Source organism: Pseudophaeobacter sp., from assembly GCF_048267565.1.
Lineage (GTDB): Bacteria > Pseudomonadota > Alphaproteobacteria > Rhodobacterales > Rhodobacteraceae > Pseudophaeobacter > Pseudophaeobacter profundi.
In genome coordinates this window covers 1-15,007 of the sequence record NZ_JBLWXG010000020.1, presented here as the reverse complement: position 1 = coordinate 15,007, position 15,007 = coordinate 1, and the positions used below count along the sequence as shown (strand labels likewise).

Genomic DNA, 15,007 nt, shown 5'->3' with positions numbered 1-15,007 from the left:
CGCCCCTGGCCAATAGGGGGGGTAGCCCCCTAGATGCTTGGCCGCTGTGCAAGATCAGGGGCGCCGGTCGGGGCGGATCAATCCTGACGCATCTGGGCCAGTTGTTCCAGGATATTGGTGAAATTCTCGACCCCCTGGGCACCGCTGACCAGATGTTTCTGGTCAAAGATTACCGCAGGCACGCCCTGAATGCCCTGACCGCGCCAGAAGTTCTGGCTTTCGCGTACCGCCGCAGCAAAGCGCTGATCCTGCAGCACCGCCAGAGCCTCTGCCCGGTCGAGCCCGGTTTCGCCTGCGATCTCAACCAGCACAGCCTGATCCGACAGATCGCGCTGATGGGTGAAATGGGCAGTGAACAGCGCCTGTTTCAGATCGTGCTTGCGGCCCTGCTCCTCCGCCCAGTGCAGCAGTTGGTGGCTGTCAAAGGTGTTGTGCATGCGCATTTCAGGGTCAAAGCGGAACTCGAAATCAAGATCTTGCCCCAGCTGGGTGATCTGCATCCGGTTCTGTTCCGACTGCGCGGGGCTTACGCCGTATTTTTCCGCGAGATGTTCGCGCAGGTTCTGTCCTTCGGGCGGCATATCGGGGTTCAGCTCAAAGGGGTGCCAGTGCAGGTCATATTTGGTCTGCGTGGCCTCTAGCGCGGCTGCCAGCTGGCGATAGCCGATGATGCACCAGGGGCACATGACGTCGGAGACGATGTCGATACGCAGCGGGCTGGCGGTTGTTGGGCTGTCTGGCGCGCGGTCTTGCGGCTGCATCTGGGGCCTTTCTGCGCGGGGTGTCGCGCGGATTTCGGGGCGGATTGTGGGATCGTGTCTTTGTCGTTCGAAATAGGCGGTTGTCCGGCAAAATTCCAGTGGCAAGGCTGTGCAATCATAGCGTCTTGAAAACGGCGCTTGGGCCGGGGGCTTGGGCAAATGCAAAACCGCGCCACCCAGAGGGCAGCGCGATTTTGATGTGTTTTGGCTTTCTCGCAGCGCGAGTGGGCGCGCTTAGAAATCGTCCCAACCCACTGCCTTTGGCAGGCTGGAGTTGGCCGCGTTGTCGGCAAAGAAGTCATCATCTGTGTTGATGAATTCTGCATGGGCCGCGGGCGCGGAGGATGGCGCATGGGTTGGCGTCGCGCCAGTTGCGCCAGGGCTGTTGGCATTCACCTTGAAGACCGCAACCTGATTGGCCAGCTCGCTTGCATCGTTGCGCAGGATCTGGCTGGCGGCGGTGCTTTCCTCGACCATGGCGGCATTGTGCTGGGTCACATGATCCAGCTGCGATACGCCGGTGTTGATTTCCAGCAGCGTTGTGGACTGTTCATTCGCACCTTGGGCGATTTCTGCGACATGGGTGGAGATGGTGCCAACCCGGTCGATGATGCTGTCCAGCTCGCTGCCGGCCTTGCCAACAAGATCGACCCCCTTGGCCACATGCTGCGAACTCAGCGAAATCAGTTGCTTGATCTCCTGAGCGGCATCGGAAGAGCGCTGCGCCAGGGCGCGAACCTCAGAGGCCACGACGGCGAACCCGCGCCCCGCTTCACCCGCGCGGGCGGCTTCGACCCCGGCGTTGAGCGCCAGCAGGTTGGTCTGGAAGGAGATGTCGTCAATCACCGAGATGATCTGCGAAATCTGGTTGGAAGAGGTTTCGATTTCGGACATGGCATTGACCGCGTCGGTCACCACCTGGCCGCTCTGCTTGGCGCCGTTTTGGGCCTCGGTGACGATGCCTTCCACCTGTTTCGCCCCATCGGCAGCCGATTTCACGCTGACGGTAAGCTGCTCCATCGCGGCGGCGGTCTCTTCCAGTGTAGCCGCCTGGCTTTCGGTGCGCTGCGACAGATCACTTGAGGATTGGCTGATTTCTTCGGCGCTGGCACGGATGCGGGTGGTGCTTTCGACAACCGCATTCATGATGTTGACCAGGGTCGAAAGGGTGGTGTTGTAGTTGGTGCGCAGGCTCTCGTATTCGCCCTCAAAGGGGGTGTTGATCGACTGAGTCAAATCGCCTTCGGACATGCTTTGTAGGGCGCGGTTCAGGCGATCGACAACCTGCTTCTGCGCGACCTGCGCGGCCTGGCGCTCTTCCTCTACCTCCTTTGCGGCGGTGAGCTGGGTTTTCAGATTGTCGATGGTTCGGGCAATGGCGCCCATTTCATCACGCCGATCCAGCAGCGGCACCGGCTGGGTGTAATCGCCATCGGCAATCACATTGATGGTATCCCCCACCGTCTTCAGCGGTCTGGACAGCACTCTGCGCAGTGCAAAGGCCGAAAGCAGGCACATGATGACAAAGGCAAGCCCGGCAAAGATATAGGTCTTCATCTGGTCTGGCGCAGCCTCTGCAAAGGCGCGTTCCGGCGACCAGATCATGGCAATAGAGCCGACGACCAGGCTGCCGTCTGCACCCGCAGTTGCGGGGGCTGCGATGAAATAGCCATCGGAGCTCATTTCCAGCGCGCCGGACACAGCCGAGGCCGCTGCAACCTGCGTCAGGGCATCGTGCTCGGCCTCGCTGGCTTCGCCGGCGGTGGCGACAACTTCGCCTTTGCTGTTCACAGCAACCCCGTAAAGGGCGCGCCGCTCAGAGAGGGTCAGGATTTCGTCGATATCTGCCGAGAGGCTGTCGGCATCGCCAAAGCGAATGGCGCCACCGGCCCGTGAGGCCAGGGTGATAGTGACACCCATGCCCAGGGTGCGGACCCCTTTTTCGACTGCGGCAACGAAGGTGTTGTCGCTGCGCACAGTAAGGGAGGCCGCCACAACCAAAGTTGTTGTTGCGATCAGCATGCAGCACTTCGTGAAGACTGACATGCCTTTGAATAGAGGGATCGAGGGGATGCGAGCTTTCATTATGGTACCTTTGTTTAAGTTATGCCCAGGGCTGCTTGCAAAAAAGACGTTACATCAAGGCTTCGGCGTCGATGCCAACCGTCATGGCGCCAATGGCAGCGCCGGTATCGGGGTCTACGATGGTCAATGAGATCTGCGCCTGATAGCGGCGGCTGGATTCATCCAGTTCAACCTCGCCAAAATGGCTGGCATCGGCGCCGACGCTATAGGTCATTTGAAATTTGGCCTCATCGCCCTGCCACATGTCAGAGGTGGGGCTGGAAGCGGCGACATTCAGCCCCTGCGCATCCATGATGAAGACCTCGGTAATCCGGCCGCCTGATTTCTCGACCTGCTCGCGCAGGAAGTCTGCGGCGCTGTTGTTCAGCACCTGATCGGTGAATGCTGAGTCCGGCGTGCCCACTTCTGCCCGCCAGCGGGTATCCATGGCGTCGATGGCCGCTTGATCAAACCCCTGAGTCTGACTGTTCTGACTTGCGATTGCTTCGACTAGAACAGGCGATTGCACCCAGTTGCGGATGTTGTTTTCAAGATAGCTTTGCATCGCTGGCGTATATTCCGATGCTGCAGCCGGTAGGGCCGCCAAGGTGATAAGGGTCGCAAGTGTTAGGTTACGCATGTGATGCTCCTCTGGGGTGTCCGTCCAAGACTTAGGTTCTGCCAGCCTATGGAGAGAGGTTTACCGGGGTCTTAACTGCACTGCGCCGGGCGGTTGCCTGGCCTGTTGGCCGGGATCTGTGCCCGTCGCGGCGCAGCAACCCAAGGATGCGGAGACTTTGATTTTTCCAGCGTAAGTATGGTGTAAACAAAAGGTTTTCCTGGGATTGAAAGCCTCTGATCCGACACAGAGTTATGGCTGGGAATAGTCGGTTGTTATTGAAAGTTTTAATGGTCTTTCCAGGCTGCAAAGGTCTGACAAGGGCTTTTCAAGCGGCCATAAGGCGCAAAACCGGGCGAGCGACGGAGAAGGGGGGGACTTCTTTGGGTTGTGTTCCTTGTGTTGCCCCTGCCGTTAAGCAATGATTCGTCATGCTTTTTGCGTATAGATGCCGATCCGGTTGGGGCAGGTCTGTCCGGCGGAGCGGTATGAACCAGCACTGTTGGTGGCGCGGTGTCGGGTGGGCTGTGGTCGCTGGCTTTTGTTGCAGCGGATAGATTGCCTCTGCCTGTGCGCAGCCCCTATGATCGCGGGATGATAGAACTCAGAGACTTACAGCTGTTGACCGCCCTGGCGCGGCATCAGCATTTTGCCAAGGCGGCGAAAGACTGCGGCATGTCGCAGCCGGCCTTTTCCATGCGGATCAGAAACCTGGAGGAAAAGCTGGGCCTGTCGATTGTGCGCCGGGGCAACCGCTATCAGGGGCTGACCGGCGAAGGCGAGATGATCGTGCGCCGCGCCCGTGGCATTCTTGATGATGCCAAGGCGCTGGATCAGGAAATCGCAGCCTCGCGCGGCGAGGTGACTGGTACGCTGGTGTTGGGGGTGGTGCCGACTGCCACGGCCTTTGCGGCGCAGGTGGTCAATCGGTTGCACGAGGTACATCCGCGTGTGCTGGTGCATACCGATGTGACGACCTCGATGGCGATCCAGAAGAGGCTGCTGGATGGTACCATCGACGCCGGGGTGACCTATGCGGATAGCGTGCCGCCCGGTCTGGTCAGCATCACCGATCTCTACGAAGAAACCTATGTACTGCTCGCCCCCGGTGCCATGGTGGCGGGGCATGGCGATAGTATCAGCTGGCAGGCCGCAGCCGAGCTGCCGCTTAGCCTGTTGGAGCCTGGCATGCAGAACCGGCGCATTCTTGACCATATCTTTGGCGAACTGGGCCTGAAGCCAGAGGTCATGTCTGAATCCAGCGGTTTCATGTCGGCTATTGTCATGGCGCGGGCCGGGGCTGTTGCGACAATCCTGCCGCGCGCCCTAATGGATGCGCTGGGCGAGATCAGCGGCACCCGCGCCCTGACTCTGCACAGCGCAGAGGAGGAGGAACCAGCGCGGCCCCGCCCGATATGTCTTGCCTGCCTGCAGCGCACGCCGGAACTGACCACGGTTGCCGCTTTGCGGCGCATTGTTGACGCCTTTGTGCAATAAGCTATCGTTATTGTGCCTTCTGCAGGTTGGATTTGACGATATGATTTACTGATGGCATGCCGCCTGAATGGGCTGTCAAAGGCATGTGCAACATCGGAGATCATCGTGGCACCATTGGACAATAGCAAAGGCGTGTGGAAATCCGGCAAGGGCAAGGGGCGTCATACCCCCAAGGGCCGCCAGCTGGATTATCAGGCGCAGAGCCAAGTTCTGGATCTTCTCGGGGCGCGGCCCCGTAATCGGGATCTGCTGATTGAATTCCTGCATCTGGTGCAGGATGCCTTTGGTCACATCAGCGCCGCCCATATCCGCGCGCTGGCCGAAGAGCTGCACATCGGCCAGGCCGAAATCTTTGAGGTTGCCAGCTTCTATGCCCATTTCGACGTTGTGCGCGAAGGCGACACCCCGCCGCCAGCCCTGACAATTCGGGTCTGCGACTCGCTGTCCTGCGAGATGGCCGGCGCGGCGCAGCTGAAATCTGCGCTGGAGCAGGGTCTGGACGCGGCGCAAGTGCGGGTGCTGCGGGCGCCCTGCATGGGGCGCTGCGATACCGCCCCGGTGTTGGAGCTGGGCCATAACCACATTGATCACGCCACGCCGGAAAAAGTGCATGCGGCGATTGCTGCTGGCGACACCCATGTTCACATCCCTGCCTACGAAGGGTTTGACGCGTATAAGGCCGAGGGTGGATACACCGTTCTGCAAGAACTGCGCGCCAATGGAAACTGGGAAGAGGTTCAGGCCAAGATAAAAGAGGCCGGCCTGCGTGGTCTTGGCGGGGCCGGGTTCCCGTCGGGGACCAAATGGGGCTTTGTGCGTGCAAATGAAGGTCCGCGTTACCTTGCGGTCAATGGCGACGAGGGAGAGCCGGGCACCTTCAAGGATCGCTATTACCTGGAACGCACGCCGCATCTGTTCCTAGAGGGCATGTTGATGGCCGCCTGGGCCGTAGAGGCCGACAAGGTCTTTATCTACATGCGCGACGAATATCCGGCGGTGCTGCAGATCCTGGCAACCGAAATCAAGGCGCTGGAGGATGATGGTCTCGTCGAGCCGGGCTATATCGATCTGCGCCGCGGCGCGGGTGCCTACATCTGTGGTGAAGAAAGTGCCATGATCGAGAGCATCGAAGGCAAGCGCGGCGAGCCGCGCCACCGGCCCCCCTTTGTGGCGCAGGTGGGTGTCTTTGGCCGTCCGACCCTGGTGCATAATGTCGAAACCCTGTTGTGGATCTGCAAGATCAACCGTGAAGGGCCCGAGTGCTTGAACAGTGTTGAAAAGAATGGCCGCAAAGGTTTGCGCAGCTATTCGGTCTCTGGCCGCGTGCAAAACCCCGGCGTCCACCTGCTGCCTGCGGGATCCACCATCACCGATATCATCGCGGCAAGCGGTGGCATGATGGCGGGCCATACCTTTAAGGCCTATCAGCCGGGGGGGCCGTCCTCCGGTCTGTTGCCGGCCTCGCTGCAGGATGTGCCGCTGGATTTTGACACTCTGCAACCGCATGGCACCTTTATTGGCTCCGCCGCTGTGGTGGTGCTGTCAGATCAGGATTCCGCCCGCGATGCGGCGCTTAACATGCTGCGGTTCTTTGAAGACGAAAGCTGTGGCCAATGCACCCCCTGCCGGGTGGGCTGCGAAAAGGCGGTCAAACTGATGTGCGAAGAAAAATGGGATCAGGGCCTGCTGGAGGAACTGAGCGCCGCCATGGTCGATACGTCGATCTGCGGGCTGGGCCAGGCCGCCCCCAATCCGATCCGCCTGACCATCAAACATTTTCCGGATGAGGTGTGAGCCATGAGCACTGATATTACTTTTACCCTTGATGGTGAAACCGTCACCGTCGAACCTGGCCTCACCATCTGGGAAGTCGCCAACGGCCGGGGCTTGAAGATCCCGCACCTGTGCCACAAACCGCAGCCCGGCTATCGCCCCGATGGCAATTGTCGTGCCTGCATGGTGGAAATCGAAGGCGAGCGGACGCTGGCAGCTTCCTGCATTCGCGAACCCAGCGAAGGCATGGTGGTCACCACCAATAATGCGCGGGCGGAAAAGGCCCGCAAGATGGTGATGGAACTGCTTGTCGCAGACCAGCCCAAGCAGGAAGAGGCGCATGACAAGTCCAGCCATCTGTGGGACATGGCCGATCTGAACGGGGTTTCAGAGTCGCGTTTCCCCAAGCTGGAGCAGGGCCGCATTCCGCTGCTGGATGACAGCCATGTGGCGATGTCGGTCAATCTGGACGCCTGCATTTCCTGTGGTCTTTGTGTGCGGGCCTGCCGCGAGGTGCAGGTGAATGACGTGATCGGCATGGCCGGCCGGGGCCATGATGCCTATCCAACCTTTGATATCGCTGATCCGATGGGGGCCTCGTCCTGTGTGGCCTGTGGCGAATGTGTACAGGCCTGCCCGACAGGCGCGCTGATGCCTGCGACGGTGGTTGATGACAATCAGGTCGGCGACAGCAAGGATTTTGACTCCGAAACCGAAAGCGTCTGCCCCTTCTGCGGCGTGGGCTGCAAGGTCAGCCTCAAGGTCAAGGACGGCAAGGTCAAATATGTCGAGGGCATCAACGGCCCTGCGAACGAAGGCCGACTCTGCGTCAAGGGCCGCTTTGGCTATGACTATATCCACCATCCGCACCGCCTGACCAAACCCATGATCCGCCGCGACGATGCGCCGGCCAAGGGGCTGAACGTCGACCCCGGCGATCTGACAACGCATTTCCGCGAAGCCTCTTGGGAGGAAGCGATGGATCTGGCAGGTCGCCGCCTCAAGGCCCTGCGCGAGGAAGACCCGCGTTCTGTCGCCGGTTTTGGGTCGGCCAAATGCACCAACGAAGAGGCCTATCTGTTCCAGAAGTTCATCCGCCAGGGCTTCAAGCACAACAACGTCGATCATTGCACCCGTCTATGCCATGCCTCGTCAGTTACTGCGCTGATCGAAAACGTTGGTTCAGGCGCGGTGACCGCGACCTTCAACGAGATCGAAAACGCCGATGTGGCGATCATCATCGGGTCCAACCCGATCGAGAACCACCCGGTCGCGGCGACCTATTTCAAACAGTTCACCAAACGCGGTGGCAAGCTGATTGTGATGGATCCGCGCGGCGTCGGCATGCGTCGCTACGCAACTGAGATGCTGCAATTCCGCCCTGGTGCGGATGTGTCGATGCTGAACGCAATCATGCATGTCATCGTTGAAGAAGAACTGTATGACGCCGACTACATCAAGCTGCGCACTGAAAACTGGGAGGCCGAGAAGGCCCACCTGAAAGACTTCACCCCGGAAAAGATGTCCGAGATCTGCGGCATCGAACCCGAACAGCTGCGCCGTACGGCGCGGCTCTTTGCCAAGGGCAATGCCGGGATGATTTTCTGGGGCATGGGGGTCTCGCAGCATATTCACGGCACCGATAATTCGCGCTGCCTGATTTCCCTGGCGTTGATGACCGGCAATGTCGGCAAACCCGGTGCCGGCCTGCATCCGCTGCGTGGCCAGAACAATGTGCAGGGGGCGTCGGATGCCGGGCTGGTGCCGATGTTCCTGCCTGATTATCAAAGCGTCACCTCGGATGATGTGCGCCGCTCCTTCACCGATGTCTGGGGGGGAGGCGACTTTTCAGATGAAAAGGGTCTCACCGTGACCGAGATCGTCGATCAGGCCTATGCCGGGACGATCAAGGGCATGTATATCCAAGGCGAAAACCCGGCGATGTCGGACCCGGATGTGGATCACGCCCGCGAGGCTTTTGCCAAGCTGGATTTGCTGATCGTGCAGGATATCTTTCTGACCGAGACGGCGAACTACGCCGACATTATCCTGCCGGCTTCGGCGCTTTATGAAAAGAACGGCACCGTATCCAATACCAACCGCCAGGTGCAGCGGGTGCGCCCGGCTGTGTCGCCCCCTGGCGATGCGCGCGAAGACTGGAAAATCACGGTAGATCTGGCGCAGCGCATTGGCCTGCCCTGGAACTATGCGGATGTCTCTGAGGTCTTTGCCGAGATGAAGCTCAACATGAAATCGTTGGACAACATCACCTGGGATCGGCTGGAGACAGAGACCATTACTTATCCCTCTCTGCATGACACCGACCCTGGTCAGGCGATTGTGTTTGGCGATGGCTTCCCCCGTGCCGATGGGCGGGCGCGCTTTACCCCGGCCAGCGTCATTGCCCCGGATGAAGCACCGGATGCTGAATATCCGATGATCATGACCACCGGGCGTCAGCTGGAACATTGGCATACCGGGTCAATGACCCGGCGATCAAAGGTGCTGGATGCGGTCGAACCCGAAGCCAACTGTTCTTTGCATCCCAAAACCCTGCGCGCCCTTGGGGTCGAACCGGGAGAGATGGTGCGGCTCAGCACTCGGCGTGGAACGATTGACATCATGGCCCGCGCCGACCGCGCCATTGCCGAAGACATGGTCTTTGTTCCCTTTGCCTATGTCGAGGCTGCTGCCAATATCCTGACCAACCCGGCGTTGGATCCCTATGGCAAAATCCCGGAGTTCAAATTTGCAGCCGTCCGGGTTGAAAAGGCCAATGACCAGATGGCGGCAGAATAATCTGCCAAGGCCAGGCCAATCAGCGAGGCGGTGTCATAAAGATGCCGCCTCTTTTATTTTGCGCTGCCCTTTTTGCTTTCGCCGGGCGCAGCTCGGCGCCGGGCCCAACGGGAGCAGAGGGGCCTTTGGTCCCTCATGCGACGGGCGGGAGCCCCTCTTTTAGGGGCGCTGTGTCACGTCAGCAGGGGGGCTGGTACTGCTTCCCAAGGTGTATATTCGCGCCCATCAGGATGAGTTCACGACCCTGTGGCGGGCTGATGGCGTGCCATGAAACGGTCGATATCTACCTGGCTCGGGCGCTGGCCGGTGAAGACTTCGATATAGTCGGGCATGAGCGCAATACGTTGATCTTCGGGCTGGTGGATCTGCATCGAAATATAGCCGATCTGGGTGTAGACCATGGTGCGTGCTCGGGTCAGCGCGCTATTGGGGCTATAGCCAAAGCGCTCCAGCATGGCGGCCATGGCCTGCTCGCGGCGGACGTCCGCCAGGTCCAGCCGGTGCTGGAGCGCGCTATCCTTGCGCGCCCAGTTGCGAATCGCCAGATCCAGCCGCGAGTCAAACAGCTCGGCGTCGAGCCAGCAGTCAAACAGGTTGAAGATCGCTTCGCAGACATTCGCCGCATAGGCCTCTGTGCGGGCGACCAGGGTACCGGTATTCTTGTCCTCCCAGTGCTGGATCATCGCTTCCAGCAGGGCCTCGCGGTCCTTGAAATGCCAGTAGAAACTGGTGCGCGACACCCCCAGCCGTTTTGCCAGAGGCATGATTTTCACCGCCTCCACACCAGAAAGGGTCAGCGTGTCATAGGCGGCTGTCAGCCAGGCCTCGGCAGAGGTCGGCGGGCGGGATTGGTCCTGAAATGTCATGGCTATGTCCTAACACCGACATCGTCGTGTCGCAACGAAGTTGACATATATGATTGTTGAATCGACACTTGTGTCAAGTAATGGCGCAAGACGGAGGAAGCAGAGATGGTCGAGGCACAGGTGGCATCACGGCGGCGGCGATCGCGACGCGGCGACGGGCGCTCGGCAGAGCCGGGGCAAAACGCATATTTGAAAACGCCCTTCATCACCCGAAAAATCCCGACCTATGATATCCTGTCGGAAGACAGCTTGGCCCAGATAGAGGCCACGGCTGACCGTATCCTGGCCGAGATCGGTATCGAGTTTCGCGAAGATCCCGAGGTGGTGGTGCTGTTTCGTGCGGCGGGGGCGCGGGTTACGGATCTTGCGGCTGATAGCTGGAACCTAAAGTTCGAGCCGGGCATGATCCGCCAGATCCTGTCGACAGCGCCGCAGCGCTTTACCCAGGTGGCGCGCAACCCGGCCAACAACGTCGAGATCGGCGGTGACGCCATGGTCTTTGCGCCCTCTTACGGATCGCCCTTTGTGATGGATCTGGACCGGGGGCGGCGCTATGGCACCATCGCGGATTTTGAGAATTTTGTGAAACTGGCGCAGATGAGCCCCAATCTGCACCATTCCGGCGGCACAATATGCGAGCCAACGGATGTGGCCGTGAATAAGCGTCACCTTGATATGGTTTACGCCCATATGCGCTATTCTGACCGGGCGTTTCTAGGATCGATCACCGCTCCGGAACGGGCCGAAGACAGTATAGAAATGTGCCGTATTCTGTTCGGCGCCGAATTTGTTGACCAAAACTGCGTCATCATGGGGAATTTCAACACCACCTCGCCGCTGGTGCTGGATGGGGTGACGACGCGGGGCATCCGTGCCTATGCGGCGGCGGGGCAGGGCTCGATCCATCTGCCGTTTTTGCTGGGTGGCGCGGTTTCACCGCTGACCATTGCCGGATCGGTGGCGCAGTGTCTGGCCGAAAGCATGGTATCCTGTGCCATCACCCAGTTGGTGCGCCCTGGTGCGCCTGCGGTTCTGGGCTCTTTCATCAGCTCGATGTCGCTGCGCACTGGCTCTCCCACCTTTGGCACGCCTGAACCGGCGCTGGGGTCGCTGGCCATGGGGCAACTGGCGCGCAGGTTGAAACTGCCGCTACGCTGCGCCGGCAATTTTTCCACCTCCAAGCTGCCAGACGGGCAGGCGATGCAGCAATCCATGATGTCGATGATGTCGGCGGTGCAATGTGGCGCCAATTTCATTCTGCACTCGGCCGGGTTTCTTGATGGGCTGTTGTCGATGTCCTACGAAAAATTCATCCTGGATGCTGATCTCTGCGGTGCATTGCACGCCTATCTCAGAGGTTTTGAGGTCACAGAGGACACGCTTGGCTTTGACGCTTTGGCCGAGGGTGGGCCGGGACAGCATCTCTTTGCCACCCAGCACACCCTGCGCCATTACCAGACCGCCTATTGGGACAGTGCGCTGGATGATCATCAGCCTTGGGAAACCTGGGATGAGCAGGGCGGCGTTGACGCGGCAACCCGGGCCAATCACCGCTGGAAGGCGCAGCTGGCCCAGTACGAGCCGCCCGCGATGGATCCCGGCACGGACGAGGCGCTGCAGGAATTTATCACCAAGACCAAGATCGCTGTGCCAGATGCTTGGTACTAATCACATACTTTGGCAACCGGGACTGTACTTTACAGCCGGGTGCCGTTTCATTGAACCTACCCCAAGGCCCGCCCCAGGAGAGACCCGCCATGTCTAACGACCCGCTGCTGCAGCCCTATAAACTGAAACATCTGACTCTGCGCAATCGGATCATGACGACAAGCCATGAACCCGCCTATCCCGAGGATGGCATGCCGAAAGAGCGCTATGCCGCCTATCATGCTGAACGCGCCAAGGCCGGGGTGGCCTTGACCATGACGGCCGGCTCTGCCGCTGTGTCACGCAACAGCCCGCCAGTGTTCAACAATATCCTCGCCTACAAGGACGAGGTGGTGCCTTGGATCCGCAACATGACCGACCAGGTGCATGCGCATGGCGCGGCGGCGATGATCCAGCTGACCCACCTGGGCCGACGTACCCACTGGAACAAGGGCGATTGGCTGCCGGCGGTTTCCTCTACCCGCCACCGGGAACCTGCGCATCATGCTTTTCCCAAACTGGCCGAAGATTGGGATATTGCGCGGGTGATTTCCGACTTTGCCGACGCGGCAGAGCGGATGAAGGAAGGCGGCATGGACGGGGTCGAAATCATGACCCATGGCCATCTGCTGGATCAGTTCATCTCACCGCTGACCAATGACCTGGACGGGGCCTATGGCAAGGATACGCTGGAAAACCGGATGCGTCTGACCACCGATATCATTGCGGCCGTGCGGGCGCGGGTGGGGCAGGACTTCGTGCTTGGGGTGCGCTTTGCCCCGGATGAAGCCCACGAAGGCGGCATCAGCCCTGAAATGGGGGTGGAGATTGCCAAGATCTTGAAACAGACCGGCCAGGTCGACTTTCTCAACGTCAATCGCGGGCGGATCCACACCGATCCTGCGATGACCGATATGATCCCGGTGCAGGGCATGAAAGGCGCGCCGCATCTTGATTTTGCCGGGTCGGTGCGCGCAGCCACCGGAATGCCCACCTTCCATGCCTCAAAAATTCCCGATGTGGCCACCGCCCGCCATGCGGTGGCAGCGGGGCTGCTGGATATGGTGGGGATGACGCGGGCACATATGGCCGACCCGCATGTGGTGCGAAAAATCATCGAAGGCCGCGAGGACGATATCCGCCCCTGCGTCGGTGCCACCTATTGTCTGGACCGGATTTATCAGGCCGGCGAAGCCCTGTGCATACACAACGCCGCCACGGGGCGCGAGCTGTCGATGCCGCACGAGGTTGCACCAGCGCCCGAGAAAAAGAAAGTCGTGATCGTCGGCGCGGGCCCCGGCGGGCTAGAGGCGGCACGGGTTGCCGCCGAACGCGGCCATGCCGTCACCGTGTTTGAGGCGCAGCCCGATCCCGGCGGGCAGATCCGTCTGACAGTGCAGAACCCACGTCGGGCCGAAATGATCTCGATTATCGACTGGCGTATGGCGCAATGTGCCGCGCGCGATGTGGAATTCCGCTTCAATACCTGGGCTGAGGCGGCAGATGTGACGGCGCTGAACCCCGATGTGGTGATTGTGGCAACCGGCGGTATGGCCAATGCGATGCTGCATGAAACCAGCGCCGAGGCGGAAAATGTTGTCACCAGCTGGGATATCATTTCAGGCGACGTGAAACCCGGCGCCAATGTGCTGATCTACGACGAAAGCGGCGATCACCCGGGGCTGATGGCAGCAGAGGTGGCCGCCAATGCTGGTGCCAAGGTAGAGGTGATGACCCCGGATCGCAGTTTTGCCCCGGACATCATGGCGATGAACCTGGTGCCCTATATGCGGGCGTTGCAGGACAAGGATGTCACCTTCACCGTTGCCCGCCGCCTGCTCTCTGTCGCACAGCAGGGCAATCAGCTGCTGGCCTGCATTGGCACCGATTATAGCGACCACCGGGTGCAGGTACAGTATGATCAGGTGGTGGTGAACTATGGCACCCTGCCGCTGGATGAGTTGTATTTTGACCTCAAAGAGCTCTCCTCAAACCGTGGCGAGGTCGACCAGGCTGCGCTGATCGAAGGCCGGGGGCAGTCTATCATCACCAATCCCGATGGTGGTTTTCAGCTGTTTCGCATCGGCGATGCGGTCGCCGCTCGCAATACCCATGCCGCAATCTACGATGCGCTGCGCCTGCTAAAGGATATCTGACATGAAATTGGGCTTCATCGGAACCGGGACAATCGCCTCTGCCGTGGTGCGCGGCCTGACGGGGCAGGGCCATGAAATCCGCATTTCTGCGCGCTCTGCCGCCCGATCTGAACCCCTGGCAGCAGAGTTCCCCGAAGTGACGATCGCCGGGTTGCAAGAGATCCTCGACCAGAGCGAGGTGGTGTTTCTCGGGCTGATGCTTGGGCGCGCGCCGGAAATCCTCGGGGCGCTGACCTTTCCCAGCGGGCTGCAGGTGGTCTCTTTTATGGCGGGGGCGGATCTTGCACAGGTTGCTTCCCTGGTGACCCCGGCCCGTGCGGCGGCGGTGATGATGCCCTTCCCCAGCATTGCCCAGGGGGGCTCTGCGATCATGGCGCTGGGGGATACCGCTTTGCTTAATCGGATCTTCGCCCCTGCCAATACCGTCTTTGCGCTGGGTGACGCGGCCGAGCTGGACGCCTACCTCTGTGCACAAGCCGTGTTGTCTCCGGTGGCGCGCCAAGTGGCCGATGCCGCCGCCTGGCTGGGCGCGCGTGTGTCTGATCCCACGCAGGGAGAGGCCTTCTTGCGGATGCTGGTCGCCACCAGCCTGTCCCAGAGTGATGCCGAAACACTGATTGCCGCACTGAACACGCCGGGCGGCTATAATCAGCGGCTGCGCCAACATATGGACGACGCAGGGCAGGGGACGGCCCTGCTGGCCGGGCTGACCTCCCTTGAGACCAAGGGGTGTTGAGTGTTTCATGTACGAGAGTTGAGTGAGTCTGTGTGTAAGTCTGTGTGTAAGTTCTGATTTGGTGTTTTGGGTTTGTTTCTGTGGTGGTT

General features: G+C 60.2%; 10 protein-coding genes. 6 read left to right on the top strand and 4 right to left on the bottom strand.

The annotated features are described in order from the left end of the window. Window positions 1–77: 77 nt before the first annotated feature. From ACN0VH_RS20480 to ACN0VH_RS20470, 3 genes are all read right to left on the bottom strand, one after another. Window positions 78–761: a DsbA family oxidoreductase gene (locus tag ACN0VH_RS20480; protein WP_278924494.1), complete on the bottom strand. Its 684-nt coding sequence runs from the start codon at window positions 759–761 to the stop codon at window positions 78–80. 234 nt (window positions 762–995) lie between these two features. After that, window positions 996–2,846, bottom strand: coding sequence for a methyl-accepting chemotaxis protein (locus ACN0VH_RS20475; RefSeq protein WP_438826552.1), 1,851 nt, complete (start codon window positions 2,844–2,846; stop codon window positions 996–998). A 49-nt stretch (window positions 2,847–2,895) separates the two neighbouring features. Beyond that, a complete protein-coding gene (locus tag ACN0VH_RS20470) occupies window positions 2,896–3,465 on the bottom strand; it encodes a hypothetical protein (protein WP_278924492.1) in 570 nt (189 codons plus the stop codon). A 573-nt stretch (window positions 3,466–4,038) separates the two neighbouring features. Between ACN0VH_RS20470 and ACN0VH_RS20465 the strand changes: the two genes are divergently transcribed. Genes ACN0VH_RS20465 through fdhF form a run of 3 tightly spaced genes read left to right on the top strand, consistent with a single transcriptional unit; the run spans window position 4,039 to window position 9,513 of the window. Further along, complete coding sequence (locus tag ACN0VH_RS20465; RefSeq protein WP_278924491.1) at window positions 4,039–4,941, top strand: LysR family transcriptional regulator; 903 nt, start codon at window positions 4,039–4,041, stop codon at window positions 4,939–4,941. A 51-nt stretch (window positions 4,942–4,992) separates the two neighbouring features. Next, window positions 4,993–6,735 (top strand): NAD(P)H-dependent oxidoreductase subunit E, encoded by a 1,743-nt coding sequence (locus tag ACN0VH_RS20460; RefSeq protein WP_417702424.1) that lies wholly within the window; start codon window positions 4,993–4,995, stop codon window positions 6,733–6,735. A 3-nt stretch (window positions 6,736–6,738) separates the two neighbouring features. Beyond that, window positions 6,739–9,513, top strand: coding sequence for a formate dehydrogenase subunit alpha (gene fdhF, locus ACN0VH_RS20455; RefSeq protein WP_417702422.1), 2,775 nt, complete (start codon window positions 6,739–6,741; stop codon window positions 9,511–9,513). A gap of 236 nt (window positions 9,514–9,749) precedes the next feature. Here the strand turns inward: fdhF and ACN0VH_RS20450 are convergent, their stop codons facing one another. Further along, entirely contained in the window at window positions 9,750–10,379 is a 630-nt protein-coding gene (locus tag ACN0VH_RS20450) for a TetR/AcrR family transcriptional regulator (RefSeq protein ID WP_417702420.1), read from the bottom strand. Between the two features lie 105 nt (window positions 10,380–10,484). Here ACN0VH_RS20450 and ACN0VH_RS20445 point away from each other — a divergent pair, with 105 nt between their 5' ends. The 3 genes from ACN0VH_RS20445 to ACN0VH_RS20435 all read left to right on the top strand — a co-directional run bounded on the left by ACN0VH_RS20445 (window position 10,485) and on the right by ACN0VH_RS20435 (window position 14,918). After that, window positions 10,485–12,047 carry a trimethylamine methyltransferase family protein gene (locus tag ACN0VH_RS20445; RefSeq protein ID WP_417702418.1) on the top strand — a complete coding sequence of 521 codons (1,563 nt, stop codon included), beginning with the start codon at window positions 10,485–10,487 and terminating at the stop codon, window positions 12,045–12,047. Window positions 12,048–12,136: 89 nt separating this feature from the next. Beyond that, window positions 12,137–14,182 (top strand): oxidoreductase, encoded by a 2,046-nt coding sequence (locus ACN0VH_RS20440; protein ID WP_417702416.1) that lies wholly within the window; start codon window positions 12,137–12,139, stop codon window positions 14,180–14,182. Between the two features lies 1 nt (window position 14,183). Next, complete coding sequence (locus tag ACN0VH_RS20435) at window positions 14,184–14,918, top strand: NAD(P)-binding domain-containing protein (RefSeq protein WP_417702415.1); 735 nt, start codon at window positions 14,184–14,186, stop codon at window positions 14,916–14,918. The last annotated feature ends 89 nt before the right edge of the window (window positions 14,919–15,007 follow it).